The organism is Mycobacterium sp. TH-M15 (genome assembly GCF_057473705.1).
On record NZ_JBYCLB010000641.1, the window covers coordinates 1 to 4354 of the forward strand.

Sequence of the window (4354 nt, forward strand, 5' to 3'; positions counted from 1 at the left end):
CAGCAACGGCGGACCGGAGACCGGCACCTACGTGCTGGGCATCATGCTGTTCCAGCAGGCGTTCGCGTTTCTCGATTTCGGCTACGCGTCCGCGCTGGCCTGGATCATGTTCGCCGTCCTGCTGGTCCTGACGGTGGTGCAGCTGCGGCTGGCGCGTCGATACGCGGTGGGGGAAGAGTGAGCATGAGCATGAGCACCACGGGCCGGCACTCCCGGCCACGCGTCGCCCGGCTGCTCGGCGGCTACGCCGCGCTGAGCGGCATCGCCGCCTGCGCGCTCTTCCCGATCCTGTGGGCGCTCTCCGGCTCGCTGAAACGACAGGCCGAGGTCAGCCAGCCGATCCTGATACCCGCACATCCCCGGTGGTCCAACTACGTCGACGTGTTCGCCCGGATGCCGTTCCTGCGGATGCTCGGCAACACGGTGCTCTACGCGGGCGCGGTGACGGCCGGTCAGGTCTTCTTCTGTTCGCTGGCCGGGTACGCCTTCGCGCGGCTGCCGTTCACCGGCCGGGACACCCTGTTCGTGCTGTATCTGGCTACCCTGATGGTGCCGCTGACGGTCACGGTGATCCCGCAGTTCATCGTGATGCGGGTCTTCGGCTGGACCGACACCATGTGGTCGATGATCGTGCCCGGGCTGTTCGGCAGCGCGTTCGGCACCTACCTGATGCGGCAGTTCTTCGCGACGTTGCCGATCGACATGGAGGAGGCGGCCATCTTGGACGGCTGCTCGCCGTGGCAGATCTACTGGCGGATCCTGCTGCCGCACGCCAAACCCGCGGTGATGGTGCTCGTCGTGCTCACCTGGGTCAACGTCTGGAACGACTTCCTGTGGCCGCTGCTGATGATCCAGCGAAAATCCATCGCCACGCTCACCCTCGGCCTGGTGTGGATGCAGGGCGAGTACGTCGCCGAGTGGCCGGTGCTGATGGCCGCGTCGATCCTGATCCTGGCGCCGCTGGTGCTCGTCTACGCGCTGGCGCAGCGGTCCTTCGTCAGCGGCATCGCGTCCACCGGGTTCGGCGGACGGTAGGCGGCCCGATGGCCTCGGTGACCTTCGAACAGGCGACCCGGCGATACCTCGACGGCGAGCGGCCGGCGCTGGACCGCCTGGACCTGGCGATCGACGACGGTGAGTTCGTGGTGCTGGTCGGGCCGTCCGGGTGCGGCAAGACGACGACGCTGCGCATACTGGCCGGGCTGGAGCCGGTGGACGCCGGCCGGATCCGGATCGGCGGGCGCGACGTCACCGACGTCGACCCCAAGGACCGCGACGTCGCCATGGTGTTCCAGAACTACGCGCTGTATCCGCACATGACGGTGGCGCAGAACATGGGTTTCGCCCTGAAGGTGGCGAAGATCCGCAAAACCCAGATCCGCGAACGGGTGCTGGACGCGGCTCGACTGCTGGACCTGGAGCTCTATCTGGGTCGCCGGCCCAAGGATCTCTCCGGCGGCCAGCGTCAGCGGGTGGCGATGGGCCGGGCGATCGTCCGGCGTCCGCAGGTGTTCCTGATGGACGAACCGCTGTCCAACCTCGACGCCAAGCTGCGGGTGCAGACCCGCAACCAGATCGCCGAGCTGCAGCGCCGGCTGGGCACCACCACCGTCTACGTCACCCACGACCAGGTCGAGGCGATGACGATGGGGGACCGGGTCGCGGTGCTGCGGGACGGGGTGCTGCAGCAGTGCGCGGCACCGGGGGAGTTGTACCGCAAACCGGCCAACGTCTTCGTCGCCGGGTTCATGGGCTCGCCGCCGATGAACCTGTTCCCACTGCCGGTCACCGACGGCTCGATATCCCTGGGCGACAACGTGATCCCGGTCAGCCGGGACGTCGTCGGCGCGGGCCCCGAGGTGTCGCTCGGCGTGCGCCCGGAGCACCTCCGCGTCACCGGCCCCGGCGGTCCCGGCATCGAGGTGGAGGTGGACTTCGTCGAAGAGCTCGGCGCCGACGCCTACCTGTACACGCGCGTCGTCGGCGCCGAGAACGCTGCGGCGCCGGTCATCGTCCGGGTACCCGGCGGCGACCCGCCACGACGCCGCGACCGGCTGCGGCTGCGCCCCGACGAAGCGCACCTGCACTTCTTCGCCGCCGACGGCAACCGCATCGACTAGGCCCGGATGCCGTCGCGGCTACCGGGACCCAGGGTGCGCGCCAGGTGGTGCAGCATGGCCAGGAATGTCACAGCCCACGCGGCCAACGCGATCCAGCTCTCGCCCAACCCGATGTAGTAGACGATCGGCAGGTGGTCGGCGTGCCCCAGGTAAGTCCCGCCCACCCCGTACATGCCGAGCGGGAAGATCATGCTCCACAGCGGGGCCTCGTACCGCAGCGGAATGCGGTGCACGACATGGCGCCAGACGCCGGCGGCGATCAGCGGCGGGATCAGCCAGCTGCCGAACGACCAGAACACCACCGACGCACCGGCGACCAGACCGCGGGTGGCGTTGACCATCGGCGCTTCGGCCATCTCCACGATCCGGGCACCGGCAACGACTGTGATCGCGGTGGCCCCCATCGACACCCAGTACTGCGGGGTGAGGTCCTCCGGGTGCAGCGGGTACAGGAGCAGCCGTGCGGCGACGAAGATCCCGGCGGCGGCGTAGAGGCAGACCCCGACCGACCAGGAGGCCACCGCCAGCATTGCCAGGACTCGCCGCCAGGACTCCGCCACGTCCGGCTCCAGGGTGGCGGCCAGCGCCGCGATGGACTGACTGGCCACCACCCAGATGAACCAGGTACCGTTCGCCCGCTGCACGACCGGCCGTTCCGCGGTGCCGAGCACCGCGGTCCACGGCACCAGGTACCCCAGCACCAGCCAGGCCAGCGCACCAACCATGAGCAGCCCGAACGCGACGCCGTCGTGACCATCGAGAACCAGCCGGGAACCCAGCACGTCCGTCGCGGCGACGAAGGTGAACAGGCCGAACGCACGGCCGGAGTCGGACAGGTCTTCTCGGAAATCTCGGTGGAAGACGATGACGCGGGCTACCGAGACGGCCAGCAGAACGAGGTAGGACAGCACGGTGATCCACAGCAGCAGCACCGAGGCGCGGTTCGCGGGCTGGTGCATGGCGATCGACACGATGCCGGTGGCCATCACCAGCGCGAAGTAACCCGGGTTGAGCGTTCGCACCGCGTCACGAACGGGGAAGGGCCGCGCCGTGGCCGGCCGAGCGTCAGTGGCGGACACGGAGTTGGGGCCTCCGGCTCGGGCGCCGCGCCGAATACAACCGCATCCCCCGGTATAGCACGGGGCAGCCTCCGCCGACGGCGGGTTGGCGGATCGGCCCCAGCGGGGCCGGTTACTTGGCGAGCTCCTCGATGGCCAGGGTGGAGTGCGTCATCGCCGTCGCGGAGCGCATCTGGGCGGCCACCATGATCTCCTCGTCGCTGGCGCCCTTCGTCCGGGCGACCTTGGTGTGGCCGCGGATGCAGTACGGGCACTGCGTGGTGTGTGCGACGGCCACCGCGATCAGCTGCTTGGTCTTCTCGTCGACGGCGCCCGGGGCGAACGCCGCCTTGCTGAAGTTCTCCCAGGCGTCCAGGATGTCGGGACCCGGGCGTTCGACGTTCAGGACGGGGATGGCTTGCCGAGCAGCTTGCGGATCACGAACTGCATGATGCCGCCGTTCCGGTAGTAGTCGGCCTCACCGGGGGTGTCGATGCGCACCCTTGCATCGAACTCCGCCGAGCCGGCTTTGACGTGCACCGTGGACGGCAGGCCGGAGTTGAACACGGTGATGCCGGTGATGTCGATGGTCTCCTCGCCGGTCAGCCCCAGCGAGTCGGCGTCCTGGCCATCGGGGAACTGCAGCGGCAGTACGCCCATGCCGATCAGGTTGGACCGGTGGATCCGCTCGTAGGAGACCGCCAGTACCGCACGCACGCCCAGCAGCACCGTGCCCTTGGCGGCCCAGTCCCGCGACGAGCCCGAGCCGTACTCCTTGCCGGCGAGGATCACCAGCGGCGTCCCGGCCGCGATGTAGTTCACCGACGCGTCGTAGATGGTGGTCACCGGCGTGTCCGCCTGGGTGAAGTCGCGGGTGACGCCGCCTTCGGTGCCCGGCGCAAGCTGGTTGCGCAGCCGGATGTTGGCGAACGTGCCGCGGATCATCACCTCGTGGTTGCCACGCCGCGACCCGTAGGAGTTGAAGTCCTTGCGCTCGATGCCGTGCGCCGACAGATACCTGCCGGCGGGGGAGTCGAACCGGATCGACCCGGCCGGGCTGATGTGGTCGGTGGTGACCGAGTCGCCCAGCTTGGCCAGCACCCGCGCCCCGGCGATGTCGCCGACCGGCTGCGGCTCGGGGGTCATCCCGTCGAAGTACGGCGGTTGCCGGACGTA

At 69.2% G+C, this 4354-nt stretch carries 4 protein-coding genes and 2 pseudogenes; 3 read left to right on the top strand and 3 right to left on the bottom strand.

Annotated features, from left to right (window positions below):
- The 3 genes and pseudogenes from AC2VNT_RS15620 to AC2VNT_RS15630 form a co-directional block, all read left to right on the top strand.
- A pseudogene (locus AC2VNT_RS15620) lies at positions 1-181 on the top strand (sugar ABC transporter permease); the annotation flags it as partial.
- Between the two features lie 8 nt (positions 182-189).
- Positions 190-1035: a carbohydrate ABC transporter permease gene (locus AC2VNT_RS15625; protein ID WP_486947722.1), complete on the top strand. Its 846-nt coding sequence runs from the start codon at positions 190-192 to the stop codon at positions 1033-1035.
- Positions 1036-1043: 8 nt separating this feature from the next.
- A complete protein-coding gene (locus AC2VNT_RS15630) occupies positions 1044-2120 on the top strand; it encodes an ABC transporter ATP-binding protein (protein ID WP_486947723.1) in 1077 nt (358 codons plus the stop codon).
- Here the strand turns inward: AC2VNT_RS15630 and AC2VNT_RS15635 are convergent.
- From AC2VNT_RS15635 to acnA, 3 genes and pseudogenes are all read right to left on the bottom strand, one after another.
- Positions 2117-3142, bottom strand: a complete 1026-nt coding sequence (locus AC2VNT_RS15635) for a tellurite resistance/C4-dicarboxylate transporter family protein (protein ID WP_486947724.1) — start codon at positions 3140-3142, stop codon at positions 2117-2119. The genes AC2VNT_RS15630 and AC2VNT_RS15635 overlap by 4 nt on opposite strands.
- 169 nt (positions 3143-3311) lie before the next feature.
- Entirely contained in the window at positions 3312-3593 is a 282-nt protein-coding gene (locus AC2VNT_RS15640) for a carboxymuconolactone decarboxylase family protein (RefSeq protein WP_486947725.1), read from the bottom strand.
- A pseudogene (gene acnA, locus AC2VNT_RS15645) lies at positions 3581-4354 on the bottom strand (aconitate hydratase); the annotation flags it as partial. The pseudogene acnA and the gene AC2VNT_RS15640, both read right to left, overlap by 13 nt.